Here is an 18,530-nt window from a genome sequence, read left to right on the forward strand (position 1 = left end):
TATTTCAATTGTTAAGTCGTCGACACTTAAGGCGACTTAACTCATCAAAACTCTTACAAACGTTAATCATTGACTCAACACACACTTGACCATGTTAGCCAAAATATATTGGCTAAACACAATTAATGTTTAGTTGTGAATAAACATGCTTATTTATGCTGGCGAGTGATTGGGATTTGCCAATACTACAGCAGCATTAATGTGTTGACGAAGCCAACTAAGTGCATGATCAGTTTGCGTATTACTGTGCCAGTACAAATGCGTATCTATATCTGACAATGTAAAAGGTACGGCATACATCGCTAAATTAGGATCCGTAAATTGCAACGCAATTGATTGCGGCAATGTCAACATTAAATGAGTGCCTAACACAATTTTAGCTGCCGTTTGATAACGCTGACAACGGTATTTAATCAACCGATTCACCCCTTGTTGTTGCAATAGAAAATCCTCCATGACTCTGCCAGTTGGCCGATTTGATACCACGATATGCTCTGCCCTCAAATAATCTTCTTGTTCAATGGTGTTTTTAAGCCAGTTTCTGCTATCAACAAGAACACAAAATGGATCAGACAGTAACGGGGCGTGCATTAAAGGTGGATTGACAGCCCTGGCAACATCGATAGCCAGGTCAACTTCGCCACTGGTTAATTGCCGAGTGAGTTGCTCTCTTGATAACGCCATACTGACAATTTTGGCTCGGGGTATAAGTTCAACAAGGTGTTCAATCAACAGTGGCAAAATTTGGCTTTCTAATGCTTCATGAATGGCAATATTAAAAGTCTGCTCAGTGGTTAACGGATTGAACTCCCCACATTGCTGCAACACTTGGCGAATGTGATTTAATGCATTAATAAGTTGTGGCGCCATGCGTTGACATGCTGCGGTAGGTTGCATCTGCATGCCTTGACGTATAAAGAGTGGATCGTCTAGCACCAGTCGCAAGCGCTTTATTGCATGGCTAACAGCAGAAGGTGTAATAAATAATGACTTAGCGGCCGTTGTCATATTTTGTTGCGCATAGAGTGCTTCAAAAATTTTTAACAAATTTAAATCAAGTTGCTGGATTGCTTTAGTATCTGCCATTTTTTTCCTGCCGTGGTGTAAGGTGAACCGCAAGCGGTTATGAATACTATTCAACATAACCTATCATGTTATTTCATTTCGTTCACTCAAATTACTGGGCTATGCTGTCTACTGAATTCATAAACCGTACTCTCCATTAGTTACCTGTATATCCACTCAAATAGGTTTGAACATGAATATCTACGCTACAGAAAAATCACAACATTATTTAGCGCAAGTGACCTCATTTATTCACGATAAAATTTTACCCGTTGAAGCCGAATTACTTGCCGAAAATAGACGCCTAAATCATCATCAGGATTGGACTCAATGGCAGTTGCTGCCACACATTGAAACATTGAAACGCCAGGCAAAAACACTTGGTTTATGGAATTTATTTTTACCCGACTCCGAGCTTGGCCAAGGCCTGAGTTGTGTTGAATACGCGCCTTTAGCTGAAGAAATGGGCCGTTCACTGCTGGCTCCTGAGATATTTAATTGTAATGCCCCTGATACCGGTAACATGGAAGTGCTATATCATTTTGGAAATGAGCAACAAAAAGCCCAATGGCTAACCCCACTTCTGTCTGGTGATATTCGCTCCGTGTTTGCCATGACAGAACCGGATGTCGCTTCATCAGATGCAACAAATATGCAAGCCACCATCATCGAAGACGGCGATGATGTGATCATTAACGGTCGCAAATGGTGGTCAACTGGGCTTGGTCATCCTAACTGCCAGATCATGATTTTTATGGGGCTTTCAGATCCTGATGCGCCTAAACACCAACGCCACAGTATGGTATTGGTTCCTATCAATACCCCGGGAGTAACTATCACTCGAATGTTAAGCGCATATGGAGATTTTGATGCGCCGTACGGCCATGGAGAAATGGAACTTGTCAATGTTCGTGTGCCTAAAAGCCATGTCATTATGGGACTCGGCAAAGGGTTTGAAATTGCTCAAGGCCGCTTAGGGCCGGGCCGGATCCATCATTGCATGCGTGCTATCGGCGCAGCGGAGCGAGCCCTGTCGTTAGCAATAGAACGAGGCCAATCAAGAGTTGCCTTTGGCCAGCCCATAATAAAGTTGGGCGGTAATCTTGAGCGAATTGCACAAGCACGTATGGCAATAGATCAAGCCAGACTATTGACCCTAAATGCCGCATGGAAAATCGACAATTTAGGCGTAAAACATGCCATGACGGATATTTCTGCAATCAAAGTCGTGGTCCCTTCAGTGTTGAGCCAGGTTGTCGACATGGCCATACAAATTTATGGCGGCGCCGGTATGAACCACGATACACCGCTAGCAGGATTTGCAGCTATGGCAAGAAGTTTACGTTTAGCTGATGGGCCAGATGAAGTGCATATGGCAATGGTGTCTCGTCTTGAATTAGCAAAATATAAATAATGGTAATAGCGATGAAACCAAACACACAGTCTAGCAAAAATGTGGTAATAACTGGCGCGGCTTCAGGGTTAGGCAAAGCACTAGCGATAAAATGGGCTACTCAACAGGCTCACGTGTGTATAGTTGATATCAATCAACAAGCTGGTGAACAGGTGTGCCAACAAATAACCGCATTAGGTGGTAAAGCATTTTTCATACATTGCGACATTACCAACACTGCCAGCATACAAGCACTTATCAAACAACTTACATCGTACTGGCAAACAATCGATATATTAATTAACAATGCTGGCGTGGCCTCGGCCGATAAAATAGAGGCAGAACCACTAGCGCAATGGCGATGGGTTATGGAGATCAATCTTTTTGGTATTGTTAATATGTGCCAGCAGTTTGTTCCCATTTTTAAACAGCAAGGTGGTGGCACTATACTGAATGTCGCATCGCAAGCAGGATTGACCCCCATTCCCTTTATGTCCAGTTACAATGCCTCAAAGGCTGCTGTCGTGTCTTTGTCAGAAACATTGCGTTTAGAACTGGCCGATGACAATATCAACGTCAGTGTATTATGCCCAGGCTTTTTTAAAACTAACCTTGGCAGCAGTCTACGCACTCAACTGCCAACAATGGAAAAGCTCCTAGGTAAACTGTTTGATAAATCACCCATCAATGCAGAGCAAGTTGCTGACATTGCATACACAGGTGTCTCAAATAATCGATTTTTGTTATTAACCCATTCGCAAGGCAAACGTCTATACCAATTAAAACGAATATTGCCACTGAATTGGTACTGCAAATTGGTATTGAGACAAACACATCGTTTAAGGCAAATGTTAAAGGAGGAACAACGCTAATGGTTCAACAATATCTTGATAAAGCCAAAGCCATGCGTTCAGGTGAAGAGTTAGACCCAGCAATTATCGACCCATGGTTAAAACAGCACCTTGGTGGGCTTGAAGGCGATTTAACCATAACCCAGTATACTGGTGGCGCATCAAATTGGACTTACTGTTTAAGTTACGCCAATAAAGAGCTCATTTTACGCCGAGCACCAAAAGGCACTAAAGCCAAAGGAGCTCATGACATGGGGCGAGAGTATCGTTTACAGCAAGCGCTCAAGCCTGTTTACCCCTATGTCCCACGCATGCTGGCGCATTGCGACGATGAGAGTGTGTTAGGTACAGAGTTTTATGTCATGGAAAAGCTCAATGGCATTATTCCTAGGCAAAACCTGCCTAAAGGATTAACAGTAGATGAACAGCAAGCAAAGGCGCTATGCACTAATGTGATTGATTGTTTAATCGAATTACATCAAGTCGATATAGAAGCTGCCAACCTTAGCCATATAGGTAAAGGCGAAGGATATACCCAGCGCCAAATAGATGGATGGAGCCAACGTTACACCCAGGCTAAAACCTGGAATGTCCCTTCGGGTACAAAGGTGATGGATTGGCTACAACAACATAAGCCAACTCAAGAGCACATTTGCTTAACTCACAATGACTTTAGATTTGATAACGTAGTACTCGATCCTGATGACATCACCAAAGTGAATGGCATACTTGATTGGGAGCTGGCGACATTAGGTAATCCGTTAATGGATTTAGGTAACACCCTTGCCTACTGGGTTGAAGCTGATGATGATTTTTTAGCGCAAATGACACGCCGCCAACCTACCCACTTAAAAGGCATGTTAACGCGTAAGCAAGTGGTTGAATATTATTGCGATAAAATGAATATCACCATTGATGATTTTCGATTTTACGAAGTCTTCGGTTTATTTCGCTTAGCGGGTATTGTGCAGCAAATATATTACCGTTATCACCATAAGCAAACTCGAAACCCCGCCTTTAAGCAATTTTGGATTTTTTCACACTATTTATTGTGGCGTTGTCATCGTGCAATGGCGCAAAAAGGTTAACCATGACGAATATTTATTTAATCCGTCATGGGCAAGCCAGCTTTGGCACCAACAACTATGATAATTTGTCAGATTTAGGCCATAGCCAGGCTAGGTATTTAGGCGACTATTTTACTCAGTGTTTAATTCAACCTAATCACGTTATTAGTGGCAACATGACCAGACATCATCAAACCCGGGATGCCTGTTTGTCTAATATGTCAGCTAATCTAGCCAATAAATCATTACAAATAAGCGACAATTGGAACGAGTTCGATCATGAAAATGTGATTGCGGTTTATCGACCAGAACTGGCCAAGCCTGAAATGATGAAAGCATACCTTAGCTCACACCCATCACCGACAAGAGCATTTATTGAGCTTTTTAGCCAAGCCATTGAACAATGGCAACAGGCTTCAAACAGTGAACAATATACAGAATCTTGGCAACAATTTACTCAACGCGTGGCGGATGGATTGTCAGATTTATTACAACAGGCTACCGACAAAAACACTATTTTTATTTACACTTCTGGTGGTGTGATTAGTGCCGCAGTGATGCAAATTTTATCTATTCCTAAATCTGAGTTTTTTAATATTAACAGGCAATTAGTTAACTGTGGTATGACCCAATTACAACTTAAACGACAACGACTAAGTTTAATCACCTTAAATGAACATCGCTATTTTACTGGTGAGCAACACCATTTATTCAGCTTAATTTAACCCAAAACACTCACCCCTGCTCTTTGGCATGTTTTATTAAAGAGCTAACAATAATAAAGAGTCAATGATGAGACGAACAAATATATTAATTACTGGAGCAAGCTCAGGTTTAGGGCGTGGCATGGCCATTGAATTTGCTAAACAAAACCATAACCTAGCGTTATGCGCAAGGCGATTAGACAGATTAGAAGAATTAAAACAACACTTGCTCACCATAAACCCAAGTATCAAGGTGTTAATTAAACCACTTGATGTAAATGATCACCCGCAAGTATTTGATGTATTTAATCAATTTAAACAAGAAATGGGTCAACTCGATCGAGTCATCGTTAATGCAGGTATGGGCAAAGGTGCCTCAATTGGCACGGGATATTTTGCAGCTAATTTACAAACTGCGCAAACCAATTTTATTGCAGCAATAGCACAATGCGAAGCTGCCATGACTATTTTTCGTGAACAAAATAATGGCCATTTAGTCACCATATCATCAATCAGTGCCGTTAGAGGTTTTAGGCGAGCCATGACAGTTTATGCAGCAACAAAAGCGGCACTAACATCATTAACGGAAGGTATTCGGATAGATGTAATGAACACCCCAATAAAGGTCACATGCGTGCATCCTGGCTTTATTCGTAGTGAAATAAATGAAAAAGTTAAAAAAGTGCCCTTTATTGTTGATACAGAAACAGGGTGTAAAGCCATGGTCAATGCCATTCAAAAAGAGAAAGCCAACACATTTGTACCAAGCTACCCTTGGGCTTTATTACACTGGGTATTACGTATCGCCCCCATTAGCATTATCGCTAAAATGAGTTAATCTGCACTATCATCTGCATGGTTACTCAGTGCTGCACGCTTATTGTATCTTTATACTACGGATGCAATAAGCGTCATTCAATCTGGCTTGTTGTTCAACGTAAGGTTGAATGGTATATGCGTTAAGTCTACCTGTGTTATTGATTTTGTTTGATAAGTAGCTGTTCAAAATCAGCGACCGAAAGTGGTTTTGATAACAGATAACCTTGGCCTAAAGTACAACCTGCTGCAACCAGTAATTGTTTTTGCTCTTCAGTTTCAATACCTTCGGCGATCACTTGCATATTAAGCTTACCTGCCATCACAATAATTGCTTCACACAGTGCAGCATCGTTATTGTCAATTGACATATTTTGTACAAAACTTTGATCGATTTTTAAGTAATCAAATGCAAAATTCTTTAAATAAGAAAAAGAGCAATAGCCTGTACCAAAATCATCTATGGAGATGGTTATCCCCTGCTGACGTAATTTTTCAAGCGCTTCGACCACCTCAGCTTGATTTTCCATTAACAAATGTTCAGTAATTTCAATTGAGATAGCCTCACTTGATATACCTTGTGCAATCAGTGAATCAGCCCAAGCTTTAACAAGTTTACCTTCATTGCGATATTGCACTGGCGAAGTATTAATACTAATGGATAAATTTGCACAATAACGCTGTCGCCACTCATGAGCCTGTTGAGAAACCTGGTTGAATATCCATTCACTGATCTCAACTATCAGGCCAATTTCCTCGGCAATTGGGATAAACTCTATCGGAGAAATCATGCCTTTTTGAGGGTGGTGCCAACGAATTAATGCTTCAGCTTTGGTTATTTGATGAGTGCGTAAATCAACTATAGGTTGGTACACCAAATGAAATTGTTGTTGTTCAACCGCGGTGCGTAAATCATCAATCATTTCCATTCTTTTTAAAAAATCGGTACTCATATTTTCGGTAAAATAGTGAATACTATTTCGACCGCGAGTTTTAGCTCGATACATCGCTTGATCTGCATTCGTCATTAACGCATCAATGGTTAACCCATCATTAGGATAACAAGCAAGGCCAATACTGGCTGTACAATAAAAGTTTTTTTGCTCTATTACATAAGGTTGTGCCAGTGTGGTTAAAAGTTTTTGACCAATTTTATCGATATCTTCAGGAGAGGTAGTCCCAACAAAAGCAATGATAAATTCATCGCCACCTAAACGGGCAACAATGTCATTTTTTCGGATACTGTTTTTAATTCGACTTGCGCACTCAATAAGCACACTGTCGCCTGCTGCATGGCCCAAAGAGTCATTCACATCTTTAAATTTGTCTAAATCAAGCATTGCTATTACCAATTGCTTTTTATCTCGCTCAGCATTATCGATTGCGTTAGAGAGATGCTCATTTAATAAATGTCGATTGGGTAATTGGGTTAAGGTATCAAAATTAGCCTGATGCCAAATAATATTATCCGCTTTGTCGCGCTCTATAGCGATGCGAGTCAGATTGACAAATTGTTCAACCAAAGTAAATTCATTGTCTGTTAGCGTCACATAGGCATTAAAGTAAATCGCAATTGTGCCTAAAATATTGCCATGGTGGCTGATAATCGGTTCAGACCAACACGATACTAATTGCGCTTTATGAGCTAATTGTGCCCATGGTGTCCAATTTGGGTGTGAAGCTATATCACTTACAAATACTCTTATTCCAAGCGCTGCAGCTTCACCACAGGAGCCAACTCCCTTTTTAATAGGAATGACGTCGACGGCTTCTTTATAAAAATCAGGAAAACTTGGCGCGGCAATCAAACGTAATTGTGTCGCAGTATCATCGACTATAGAAATACTGCATATTGTTCCAGGTAATTCATTTTCAATGCCTTGCACCACAGTATTTAACACTTTAGATAATTTGCTCGAGCTGGCGATAAGTTCCAAAATAGTATTTCTAAGTTGGTTTATTTTATCTTTTTCCAGTAATTGCCGGTTTTTACGTTGCATAAATAAAGAAAAGATTAATGAGAAAACCCCAGTAACTACAAACGATGCCATAATGAGCGGTAAGGAGAAATGTTCAAAATCTTGATACGTTAATAGCCCTGCAATAGTGATTAATAAGCTATTAAGCACACAAGCTATCACTGTCGGTAATAGGTAAAAGCTGGCGATAATAATAGGAAAAAGCCAAAAAATTAATTCGCTTCCGACAATATGAATACCAAATAAAATAGTAACATGAGCAATGATGGCAAATAGACCACTAAAAAGCTTAACGTTACTCGTAAACCAGACACCGATGAAAATAAAAGAAATTCCGCCAACGGCAATCAGATCGACAATAATTCGGAGTGTATTGTTTTCGATGATACTTTTAATCAAAAATGGCGACAAAATTAGAATTGCTGCAGCAGTCACAGCAAGTAATATTTTTTCTTCTATCGAGCGATTTTCCATTTTCATGGTCATAGTTATTAGGCGCCCCATAAGCGTTATTCCGTTACATTTTCAACATTAGCACGTATAAAAAAGAATACCTAAACTGAGTTAACATTATTCAACTAAATATAAAATTTACAAAGGTATACAGGCAGGGCAACCGCATGAGTGCTTGCTTTTTGAACTCTATGTTTAACCTGCAAGCAGAAGAACAAGAAACCATCCTAACTATGAAGATTTATCGAACTACGGAAGTTTATTAAACGACCTTAATCTGTTCGAAAAATGTTCGCGTTCTCGCCCTGCCGATGTTCCATAGCCTAATACCATTAATCAGCACAATAATGTGATCATTCTTACTGGTTAACATCGCTTATAACCTTGTTAAACATATTGAAGGTAGAACAACTCGCTCGCTGCAATGTCTGATCACTTATTTATCAAGATTAGTGTAATACCATTTCCATTAATTATGTGACCAATCAGAGTCGCTCAGACTGTTCAGTTTGAGGCGCATTGTTGAAATAATGGTTATTCCCTTCTAAGGCAATGCAACAAAGAAATGGACTGTCTGAGCGTCTCCTGCAAGGCGGGTTTCTGTGCCTTCTATGCTGCTTAATAGTATTTTGACGTACGACTGCATGGATGCAGGAGGTAGAGCAACGCAGGAGCAGTTGCCGAGAGCAACTATGCCTACAATCCTATTACTTGCCTAGAAGGCACAGAATTACCGCTGAATGACCAGATAATTAGTGGAATTGGTATAAGAGGATAATGAATTAACTGGTACAAGTAACATTGTGATAAGTGCGTTGTGTAGCAGAGTAACGTTGTTAATAGCAAAAATGCTGAACGATATTTTCAGCATTTGAGGAAAGAGTTGAGTCATAAAAGCGGTGATGGAACTCATTTCCGCTATGGCTATGCAGCTACAACCTGACGAGCTTTACGAAGAGGATGCAAGCGATTATGCATGACTTTAATGGTGTCAAATTGTGCTAGCGATTTACTGTCTGACAATTCGCAATGTTGCGATAAATTCATTACGGTAGCGGCTTGTAAGCCATTATCAATTACTAATACCAATACCTTAGAATAACCACATTTCAATTGAAATAACTTACCGATTTCGCAATACACGCATTCTTCACTAACATCAAAAAACCAAGATTTAGGCATTTGCGATTGCAATAAAAAATGAGCAGCAGTGGCATTTAACGCAGTTTGTACAATAGCAGCATCAGAGATTTGCAGCACTTTAGGAAGGGTTTCTAGCATTTTAAGATAAAATTTTGCGTGTTCAACACTAAACTCAGTTGCGCATAACGCATCTGGGATTAATTGTTTAGCTTTATAAGGGGTTAAGAACTCCATCTCGGAACCCAATGAAATACTCAGTTGCTTGCAAGTCTCATTGTATTCCCAATGCCAGTCCTTGTTTGGCATTAATAACATGGCTGTCTGCACCTAAATAAAAATGAACACCAGTGCATAATAGATGAATTTTAACGCAATATCAAAAAATAATTAAAAAATATAACATATGTATCATAGTGTTAGTGCGATCGAACGATCAGCAATTCGATCGCGGCATGATTTTTGATCAATAACTAAGCAAAATAGATGTTATTTTACGCAATAGGCTTTTACGATCTGATCAATTAATGTTGGGCCTTGATAGATAAAACCCGAATATATCTGAACCATCGTTGAACCGGCATCAAATTTTGCAAGTGCATCTGCGGCGCTATTGATCCCACCGACACCAATGATCGGGATCTTTCCTTGTAAACAGGTCGATAATTGTTTGATCACTTGAGTCGATAAATCAGTCAAAGGTTTACCACTTAACCCACCCATCTCTTCTGCGTGTTGCAATCCTACTACCGCATCACGGCTCAACGTCGTATTTGTCGCAATCACGCCATCAAAGGCATTACTAATTAAAGAGTCAGCAATGGCTTGGATCTCTTCGGCAGACAAATCTGGGGCTATTTTTAATGCTACGGGTACATATTTACCGTATTTTTCGGCTAATTCTTTTTGTTTAGCTTTAATCGAACTCAGTAAATCATCTAATAACTCACCGTATTGCATGGCGCGCAGACCTGGCGTATTTGGCGATGAGATATTGACCGCAATATAACTGGCATATTGGTACACTTTTTCCATGCAAATAAGGTAATCGTTTTTACCCTGCTCTACCGGCGTATCTTTATTTTTACCAATATTGACACCCACCATGATGTCTGTTTTTTTAGCAATAAGATTACGGACTAAATTATCAACGCCTTTATTGTTAAAGCCCATTCGATTGATAATTCCTTGGGCTGGCTTTAGCCTAAACAAGCGTGGTTGATCATTACCCGGTTGTGGACGTGGGGTAACGGTACCTACTTCAACATGACCAAATCCCATCGCATGGAACGCATCTATTGATTCGCCATCTTTATCTAATCCGGCTGCCAAGCCAACAGGATTTGGAAAAGTTAATCCCATGCATGTTACGGGAGCAGACTTTACATGCTGGCGATAAAAACAATTTAACGGCGTATTCCCGGTCATTTTCAAACTGCCGATAGCAACATTATGTGCTAACTCAGGGTCCATCTGAAACATGACTTTTTGTGCGATTTTGTAAAACATGGTTTCTCCTAGACCTAAAAAAAGCCCCGGCAATCGCCAGGGCTTATTAACATTATAAAACTACTTCTGACCTTCGCAATGCAAAATCAGTAAGTTCAGTTCTCTAAGGGCGACTGAGAACTTAGCAAATTCATGTGTTTGTGAAACCTTAAAGTCTGAAAGCATATGGTACCATCTTTCAAGCAATGGTTTGTTCAATGTCATCCATTCATTAATCACACTGTCAGCATTACAGGTATCTGTACAGGTTCGTAGCACAGCAGAACTTAACGCACGCTGTTGCCAATCAAGCTCTTCTCTAAACGCTGCTCGCGCTAGGGCTTGCCAATGGTTTGCAACAGGTTGAGCACTAATTTGTTCTAAGAACCAATGTAATTCTACCTTAGCACCTAATTTAAAATAGGTTTCAGACACTAACTCGAGTGTCTTATTCTCAACTTGAGCAATTTGAGCAATGTCTAACGCAGAGAACAATGTACTCATTTTTGCCACAACTTGTGCAACTGATTGAGGTACATTCTGGTTAGTAAGTTTTGTGATTTCAGCAGAAATTGCTTTCACTTCTGCTGCAATCATATATTGGTCAACATTTGCCTTAAGTTGTTCATATACTGGTTTAAAGAACGCAACCGTTTGCACAATATCCTGAGCACGATTACGGTGGCGAATAAACCAACGACATGCGCGGCGCATATTGCGACGTAACTGATGCAGCATTTCACCTTGTACATGAGCTGGAATAACACCGTTTAAGTCAGTTATTGATGTAGTGAGTTCATCAAGGCCAAACACTTCACGCGCCATAGTATAACAAATGGCGGCTTCAGCAACTGTTGCCCCTGTCTCATCTTGCATACGTTGTACAAAATTAAAGCCCATATCGTTAACTAATTCATTGGCTAACGAGGTTGCAATAATCTCACCACGCAGTGGATGAGCAGTCATTCTGTCGGCATATTTAGCTTGTAACTTTTTAGGGAAGTAAGCCACTAACAGTTTACTTAAAAATGCATCTTCTGTGATTTCTGGCGTCACCAACTGCTCTTTAAGTACCATTTTAGCGTATGCCACTAATACTGAGAGTTCTGGACGTGTTAATGCACGGCCGTTAGCTAAACGTTCTGCTAAATCATCATCACTTGGTAAAAACTCAAGAGCGCGGTCCAATTTACCGTCTTTTTCAAGATATTGGATAAAGCGGATTTGCTCTTTGAGCTGCGATACGCCATGCACTTGAGTTACCGAAATAGTGCGAGTTTGGTCTTTACAGTCTTGGATCACAATGTCGCTGACTTCATCAGTCATGTCTTCAAGTAAGCGATTACGTTGTTTAAGCGTTAACTCACCCTCTGCCACTAATGTATTCAAGAAAATTTTGATGTTCACTTCGTTATCTGAGCAGTCTACACCACCAACGTTGTCAACGAAGTCGGTATTCATACGGCCGCCATTAGCGCAGTATTCAATACGACCTAATTGAGTACAACCAAGGTTGCCGCCCTCACCAATAATCTTGGCGCGAACTTCTTTACCATTTACACGTAAAGCATCGTTGGCTCGATCGCCCACTTCGGCATGTGTTTCTTTACTCGACTTAACGTAAGTACCAATACCACCATTCCAAATTAGATCTACTGGCATTTTCAGTAGCTCTTTCATCAGTTCAGTTGGGTTCATGCTGTCTTTATCAGTGTCTAGCATTTGCTTGATTTCAGGAGACAACTTGATTGATTTAGCTGAACGTAGGAATATTCCCCCGCCTTTTGAAATCAATTTAGTGTTGTAGTCTTCCCAGCTAGAGCGTGGTAAAGCAAATAAACGTTGGCGCTCAATGTAGCTTTGTTCAATGTTCGGTGTTGGGTCGATAAAAATATGCATGTGGTTAAAGGCGGCCACAAGCTGAGTTTGCTCAGATAACAGCATACCATTACCAAATACATCACCGGCCATGTCGCCAATGCCTAAACAACTGAATGGCGTGGTTTGACAGTCAATGCCGATTTCGCGGAAATGTCGTTTAACCGATTCCCATGCACCACGAGCGGTAATACCCATTTTCTTATGGTCATAACCGTTACTGCCGCCCGACGCAAAGGCATCGCCTAACCAGAAGTTATATTCAATGGCAATCGCGTTAGCGATGTCAGAGAATGTTGCAGTACCTTTGTCTGCGGCAACCACAAGGTAAGGATCGTCTTCATCATGACGAACCACATCAACAGGTGGAACCACTTCACCGTTAATAATGTTGTCAGAAATATCTAACAAGGCGCGGATAAAAATGCGGTAACATTCTTGCCCTTCAGTGAAGAATGCTTCGCGACCGCCTTCAGTAGGCAGCTGCTTACACACAAAACCACCCTTTGCACCCACTGGCACAATAACGGTGTTTTTAACTTGTTGTGCTTTAACAAGGCCTAATACTTCAGTACGGAAGTCTTCGCGGCGATCAGACCAACGTAAACCACCACGCGCTACTTTGCCACCGCGTAAATGTACGCCTTCAACACGAGGTGAATAAACGAAGATTTCAAATTTAGGCAAAGGTTTTGGCATTTCAGGGATTAAGCCTGGAGCAAACTTAAATGAAACGTAGTCTTTAGCCACACCACCGGTTGCCGTTTGATAAAAGTTAGTCCGCAACGTAGCGTTAATTAAATCTAAGTAACGACGAATAATACGGTCATCATCAAGGCTTGATACATCATCGAGTTGTATATTGATCTGTTCTAAAAACTTACTCAGAGTACGTGTTTTTAGTTTTGGATTAAATTTACGGATGAACATTTTCACCAGTAAATCAGCCAATTTTGGATAACGACTGAAGGTTTCTTCAATATATGACTGGCTAAATGTGGCATCGATTTGGCGCATGTATTTAGCATAAGCGCGTAAAATAGACACTTCTCGACCACTTAGGCCTGTTGACAGCACCATGCGGTTAAAACCATCGTCTTCAAGTTTCTTTTGCCACACTTGTAGTAGCGCAGTTTGGAAACGGTCTTGGCTGTCGGCAAGGTTCTCAGTGGCAGCACCTTGCACTGTCATTAAGAAATCTAAAATCCAAAATGTTGCGCCGTCATTGGTTTTAACTTCATAAGGACGTTCATTAATCACACGTAAACCAAAGTTTTCAAGCATTGGTAACACGTCAGATAAATGAATAGGCTCGTCTTTATGGAATAACTTCAAACGTACTTTATTATCATTTAACGCAGACTCTTGTGGCTGATAAAACAACATGCCTAATTTGTGGTCATCGTCTAATGCTTCTAAATGCTGCATATCAACAACAGCTGAGCTTGGCAACACGTCATCTTTGTAGCTAGGCGGGAAAGCATTTAAATAACGCTTTGTCAGACCGGTACCGGCTTGTTCACCTAGGTCGTTATTTAATGCTGTATGTAATTTATCATCCCACGAGCGTGCAGCTTCAATAAGGTTTCTTTCAATAGCGGCCACATCAACATCCATATCATTATTATCAACTTTGATAATGTAGTGAGTTCGAGCCAAAGTAGACTCTGAAAAATACGTGGTGAACTCAACATCTTCATTACTTTTGAAGTGTTGTGCCAAAATTCGTTGAGTATCTTGACGTAATTTGGTGTTGTAACGGTCCTTAGATACATAAACTAAACACGATAAGAAACGACCAAAACCATCTTTACGAACAAAGAGTTTTAGCTTGTCGCGATCTTGCATTTCTAATACGCCATGGGCCATATTAGACAGTTCATGATCTTTAGCTTGAATTAGCTCGTCACGCGGTAAGTTCTCAAGAATATTCATTAGCGCTTTATAATCGTGCGAGCGCGGGGTTAATCCTGAATTATCAAGGATCCGTTGAACTTTTTCACCCAGCAATGGGATCTCTCGAGGGCTACGGTTATACAGGTTAGATGCATATAAACCGATGAAACGGTCTTCACCAATCACATTCCCTTTTTTATCGAAACGCTTAATACCAACATAATCAACATAAGCAGGACGATGAACGCGGCTTTTAGCAGAGCTCTTAGTTAATACTAATAAGGTGTTATCTAACGCTTCTTTACGAGCTGAATCAGATAAGGTTGACAATAAAAGCCCTCTCTCACTTTGAGAGGTTTTAGAGCGATTCATTAACCCAAGGCTAGAGTCTAAATCAGGTACAAGCTCCACGTCGCCTTCTACACGTTTTAAATCGTAATAACGGTAGCCCAGTAAAGTGAAGTGGTGATTGTTTAAGTAATTTAAAAAATTAATCGACTCTTGTAATTCAGTTTTATCGCCAGGAAATGGGCGAGAAGGTAATTGATTGATTGTATCAGTTAATTTATCCGTCATTAACTGCCAGTCATTCACAGACGCTGCAACATCAGCAAGTACCGATTGGATCTCTTTTTCTATAATTTTAATGTCTGCATCGGTATTTTGCTTGTCAATCTCAATTAAAAATACTGCAACACTGCCGCTGTTTTCTGCTGCATCTTTTAAAAATGACACGCCAGTAACTGCATTTTTTTCACGCATTACAGCTAAAGGAGTATGCAGCATCACGTGTGCAGTAATCCCCATGCGATTTAGCGCCATGGTTAACGAGTCAACCAAAAATGGCATATCGGGTTGGATGACTTCAATAATAGAATGTGACGATTGCCAGCCATGTTTCGCTTGGCTTGGATTAAACACCCGAATGTGTGTTTGTTCAGGTAAGGTTTTGTTTAGGGCGTTCCACAAACTTACAACTGCACCATACAAATCACTGTCATTACGCGCATTGAGATCGTCTTTTGACATATGGGCGTAGAGACAATTGGCAAATTGCTCCACTTGTTTAGCTTGAGAACTAGGGATTTTTGTGTGAATTAAATTGACTACATTTTCAAGTAGTACAGAAGGCATTGCATCTTTCAAGGCCATGTTGCAGATTCCTTAAGCGTCTATGGCAGCGCTCTTATCATTATATGGATGCTTCGGCTTGTTGATTCGGTCGGTCCGAGTCATTTGTATTTTTCACGTAAACAGCTGTTTTGCGTTTTACAAAAGAAACTCATATTTGAGATCCGCTGCAAAGTTTATTACTAAATTGCTGCTATATCGAGGAAAATTTTAGTGGTACATCCTCTATAAATCCAGTTGATAAGTGATATCTGTGTTTAAAATGACATTTAAGTCGTTTAGATAGACTAACTATGCAAAATAAAAAAGGGAGCCAAGCTCCCTTTTTTGTTCAATTGTATGTTTTAACTATTTTTTTCGCCAAAACACAGCTGAAAGTGCCGGTAGAATAATAATTGCGCCTAACATATTTACTAAAAACATAAAGGTCAGCAAAATCCCCATGTCCATTTGGAATTTAAGCGCTGAGAAAAACCAAGTGCTCACCCCAATAGCCAATGTTAAACCGGTGAAAATAACCGCACTGCCACGCTCAACTAACGCTTCAAAATAGGCTTGCTGGATAGGCATACCATTTGTGAGCTTATTCGACATAGTCGACAAAATATAAATACCGTAATCAACCCCAATACCGACGCCTAATGCAATCACTGGCAACGTACTCACCGCAAGGCCTATATCAAGTAAGGTCATCAACGCTTGAGCTAATGTCGACACAACATACAAAGGGATAATAACGGCAATGGTCGCTTTAAGTGATTTGAAGCTGATTAAACATAAAACAAATACAGCACCATAGACATAAATCATCATAGGCAACTGCGCTTCACTCACAGCCTCGTTTGTCGCGGCCATAACACCCACAGGGCCAGAAGCCAGTTTAAATTGCAAGGTGTCACTATTAAGCTCAGCAGCAACGGCTTTCACTTTTTTAACAACAACCTCAATGGTTTCAGCCTTGTGATCTTTTAAGAACAAATACACTGGCATAACAGAGCAGTTACCATTTAGTAAGCCTGATGTAGTGGGTACTTGCCCAACAGCCTGTACTAAACTTGCTGTAGTACGGGGTAAAATCTCCCAACGTGGATTACCTTCATTAAAGCCCGCATTCACTTTTTGAGCGACAGACGCCAAACTGGCCGTAGATTCAACACCTGGAGTGTTTGCAACCATCCATTCAAATTGGTCAATTTGCGACAACACAGAATGATAGGTACAAGCTTCAGGCTCTGCTTCCACAATCACAGTCATCACATCTGTAGTGATTGAGAAGTGATCTGTAATAAAAAAGGTGTCTTGGTTGTAACGTGAATCTTGATGCAATGCCGGGGCGCCACCTTGTAAGTCACCAATTTTCATTTTAGTGGCTTGCTGAAATCCAATACCGTACAAAATTACGGTAGACACCAACACGATAGCGGCATATTTAGGTGTGGCAAAATTCGATAACCAGCGCCATAGATTTTCAATTCGCTTGGCTTTCTCAGGATTATCTGGCGTTTTTGGCAATTCAAAATAAGAAATCACCAAAGGCAACAAGATAAGGTTTGTGAGAATAATTACCGCCACACCTAGCGAAGCTGAAATAGCAAGCTCTCGAATAATCCCAATATCAATGGCAAGTAAAGTTAAAAAACCAACTGTGTCAGATAATAACGCAACACCGCCTGGAACTAATAAACTGCGAAATGCTGACGCTGATGCCGCTTTAGTTGTTTGGCCATCAAGCACCCGACGGCGTACGGCATTAATCATCTGAACACCGTGGCTTACCCCAATGGCAAACACTAAAAATGGCACTAAAATCGACATCGGATCTAACCCAAATCCAACAACTGTCAATAATCCTAATTGCCAAAAAACAGCTATTAAACTACAAACTAACGGCAAAATGGTTAGCATTACCGATTTTGAAAACAAATACACCATTATTGCTGTAATAATGATTGCGATTAAGAAAAACAATAAAACGCCTTTAGCGCCCTCTGCTACATCTCCCGCCATTTTAGCAAAGCCAATAATATGAATTTTAATCTTATCGTTTTCAAACTTAACGCGCAGTTCTTGCTCTAATTGATTGGCAAACGCAATAGTATCAATGGGTTTACCAGTTTGTGGATCAAACTCCATCAACTGTGCGGTCACCATTGCAGAGGTATAATCATTACCAATCAAACGACCAACAATCCCGGCTTTTTCTATATTGTCGCGAACAACGTTTAAGCCAAATTCATCATTACTAAAATCGGCAGGGATGACGGGGCCACCGGCAAAACCATCTTCAACCACTTCAGTAAATCGAGTAGAGGGTGAAAACAGAGATTTAACTTGTGAGCGTTCTACACCCGGAATAAAAAATAATTGATCGTGCACATTTTTTAGCGCATCAAAAAATACCGGGTTAAATATGTTGCCACTCGTATCTTCAACAGCAACCATAATGCTGTTTGCACCACCAAAGTCTTTTTGATGTTTAGTGTAGGTTTTCATATACGAATGGTTGAGCGGAATATTTTTGCTAAAAGCCGCGTCCATTTTTAATTGGCTGGCTTGGTACCCTAAAAATAAAGTAATAAAAATAAACGAAAGAATGACCCATTTCCGATTTCGGAATAAATGAGATTCAAATCCATTGACCAGTTTTTCTAACATCTTTTCGGCCCTAT

11 protein-coding genes are annotated in these 18,530 nt (G+C 40.4%); 5 read left to right on the forward strand and 6 right to left on the reverse strand.

What is annotated here, in order from left to right:
- Positions 1–153 precede the first annotated feature (153 nt).
- Positions 154–1,086: a LysR family transcriptional regulator gene (locus tag IEW93_RS03480; protein ID WP_188736954.1), complete on the reverse strand. Its 933-nt coding sequence runs from the start codon at positions 1,084–1,086 to the stop codon at positions 154–156.
- A 172-nt stretch (positions 1,087–1,258) separates the two neighbouring features.
- Between IEW93_RS03480 and IEW93_RS03485 the strand changes: the two genes are divergently transcribed.
- The 5 genes from IEW93_RS03485 to IEW93_RS03505 all read left to right on the forward strand — a co-directional run bounded on the left by IEW93_RS03485 (position 1,259) and on the right by IEW93_RS03505 (position 5,918).
- Complete coding sequence (locus IEW93_RS03485) at positions 1,259–2,479, forward strand: acyl-CoA dehydrogenase family protein (protein WP_188736956.1); 1,221 nt, start codon at positions 1,259–1,261, stop codon at positions 2,477–2,479.
- Between the two features lie 11 nt (positions 2,480–2,490).
- Positions 2,491–3,330 carry an SDR family oxidoreductase gene (locus tag IEW93_RS03490; protein ID WP_188736959.1) on the forward strand — a complete coding sequence of 280 codons (840 nt, stop codon included), beginning with the start codon at positions 2,491–2,493 and terminating at the stop codon, positions 3,328–3,330.
- Entirely contained in the window at positions 3,330–4,397 is a 1,068-nt protein-coding gene (locus IEW93_RS03495; protein ID WP_188736961.1) for a phosphotransferase family protein, read from the forward strand. The genes IEW93_RS03490 and IEW93_RS03495 overlap by 1 nt, the downstream gene beginning before the upstream one ends.
- Before the next feature lie 2 nt (positions 4,398–4,399).
- Positions 4,400–5,101, forward strand: a complete 702-nt coding sequence (locus IEW93_RS03500) for a histidine phosphatase family protein (RefSeq protein WP_188736963.1) — start codon at positions 4,400–4,402, stop codon at positions 5,099–5,101.
- Between the two features lie 67 nt (positions 5,102–5,168).
- Positions 5,169–5,918 (forward strand): SDR family oxidoreductase, encoded by a 750-nt coding sequence (locus IEW93_RS03505; protein ID WP_188737084.1) that lies wholly within the window; start codon positions 5,169–5,171, stop codon positions 5,916–5,918.
- 136 nt (positions 5,919–6,054) lie between these two features.
- Here IEW93_RS03505 and IEW93_RS03510 read toward each other — a convergent pair whose 3' ends face one another.
- From IEW93_RS03510 to IEW93_RS03530, 5 genes are all read right to left on the reverse strand, one after another.
- Complete coding sequence (locus IEW93_RS03510) at positions 6,055–8,361, reverse strand: putative bifunctional diguanylate cyclase/phosphodiesterase (RefSeq protein ID WP_229706579.1); 2,307 nt, start codon at positions 8,359–8,361, stop codon at positions 6,055–6,057.
- An 891-nt stretch (positions 8,362–9,252) separates the two neighbouring features.
- On the reverse strand, positions 9,253–9,786 hold the full coding sequence (locus IEW93_RS03515; protein ID WP_188736965.1) for a cell division protein ZapC: 534 nt from the start codon (positions 9,784–9,786) through the stop codon (positions 9,253–9,255).
- A 171-nt stretch (positions 9,787–9,957) separates the two neighbouring features.
- Positions 9,958–10,977 carry a quinone-dependent dihydroorotate dehydrogenase gene (gene pyrD, locus IEW93_RS03520; protein WP_188736967.1) on the reverse strand — a complete coding sequence of 340 codons (1,020 nt, stop codon included), beginning with the start codon at positions 10,975–10,977 and terminating at the stop codon, positions 9,958–9,960.
- 60 nt (positions 10,978–11,037) lie between these two features.
- Positions 11,038–15,882, reverse strand: a complete 4,845-nt coding sequence (locus IEW93_RS03525) for an NAD-glutamate dehydrogenase (protein ID WP_188736969.1) — start codon at positions 15,880–15,882, stop codon at positions 11,038–11,040.
- 327 nt (positions 15,883–16,209) lie between these two features.
- Positions 16,210–18,516: an efflux RND transporter permease subunit gene (locus IEW93_RS03530; protein WP_188736971.1), complete on the reverse strand. Its 2,307-nt coding sequence runs from the start codon at positions 18,514–18,516 to the stop codon at positions 16,210–16,212.
- Positions 18,517–18,530: the final 14 nt, after the last annotated feature.

The organism is Shewanella inventionis (genome assembly GCF_014641855.1).
Classification (GTDB): domain Bacteria; phylum Pseudomonadota; class Gammaproteobacteria; order Enterobacterales; family Shewanellaceae; genus Shewanella; species Shewanella inventionis.

Excerpts from the sequence above, each read along its gene's own strand:
- IEW93_RS03510 (WP_229706579.1), bottom strand. The coding sequence starts at position 8,361 with ATGACCATGAAAATGGAAAATCGCTCGATAGAAGAAAAAATATTACTT.
- IEW93_RS03505 (WP_188737084.1), top strand. The coding sequence starts at position 5,169 with ATGAGACGAACAAATATATTAATTACTGGAGCAAGCTCAGGTTTAGGG.
- IEW93_RS03500 (WP_188736963.1), top strand. The coding sequence starts at position 4,400 with ATGACGAATATTTATTTAATCCGTCATGGGCAAGCCAGCTTTGGCACC.
- IEW93_RS03480 (WP_188736954.1), bottom strand. The coding sequence starts at position 1,086 with ATGGCAGATACTAAAGCAATCCAGCAACTTGATTTAAATTTGTTAAAA.
- IEW93_RS03490 (WP_188736959.1), top strand. The coding sequence starts at position 2,491 with ATGAAACCAAACACACAGTCTAGCAAAAATGTGGTAATAACTGGCGCG.
- IEW93_RS03485 (WP_188736956.1), top strand. The coding sequence starts at position 1,259 with ATGAATATCTACGCTACAGAAAAATCACAACATTATTTAGCGCAAGTG.
- IEW93_RS03525 (WP_188736969.1), bottom strand. The coding sequence starts at position 15,882 with ATGGCCTTGAAAGATGCAATGCCTTCTGTACTACTTGAAAATGTAGTC.
- IEW93_RS03515 (WP_188736965.1), bottom strand. The coding sequence starts at position 9,786 with ATGTTATTAATGCCAAACAAGGACTGGCATTGGGAATACAATGAGACT.
- pyrD (WP_188736967.1), bottom strand. The coding sequence starts at position 10,977 with ATGTTTTACAAAATCGCACAAAAAGTCATGTTTCAGATGGACCCTGAG.
- IEW93_RS03495 (WP_188736961.1), top strand. The coding sequence starts at position 3,330 with ATGGTTCAACAATATCTTGATAAAGCCAAAGCCATGCGTTCAGGTGAA.
- IEW93_RS03530 (WP_188736971.1), bottom strand. The coding sequence starts at position 18,516 with ATGTTAGAAAAACTGGTCAATGGATTTGAATCTCATTTATTCCGAAAT.